Source organism: Pseudomonas sp. SIMBA_067, from assembly GCF_046534675.1.
Lineage (GTDB): Bacteria > Pseudomonadota > Gammaproteobacteria > Pseudomonadales > Pseudomonadaceae > Aquipseudomonas > Aquipseudomonas putida.
On sequence record NZ_JAWRYH010000148.1, the window covers coordinates 1 to 348 of the forward strand.

The window sequence follows — 348 nt, forward strand, 5'->3', positions numbered from 1 at the left end:
GTTGGCCTTGATATTGGGGAACTCCCAGCGAATCAACGGGCCGATGGCAAACATCAGCGCACGGCTGTCGCCCAGGTTGGCCAGGTGGTGATCCGACGAGGTCAACGAGGCGCCGAAGCTGACCTTCGGATACAGGTCAGCCTTGACGATGTCGACTTCCAAAGCGGCAGCCTGCAGCTCGCGTTCGGCCTTGCGCACGTCTGGCCGGCGTTCGAGCAGGCGCCAGGCGTCGCCAGCAGGCAACGGCGCGGCGAGGGTCGGGATGGTCTGGCAGGGGGCGCCGTTGTCGATCAGCGCCGCCGGTTCCTGGCCACTGAGCATGCTCAGTTCGTACAGGGCCATGCGCCG

The 348-nt window shown here is 66.1% G+C and carries 1 protein-coding gene; it reads right to left on the reverse strand.

Going from position 1 to position 348, the window contains the following annotated elements; translation table 11 throughout:
* The coding region (locus SB765_RS28460) for a TolC family protein (RefSeq protein ID WP_410932335.1) at positions 1–348 on the reverse strand (348 nt) is incomplete at both ends.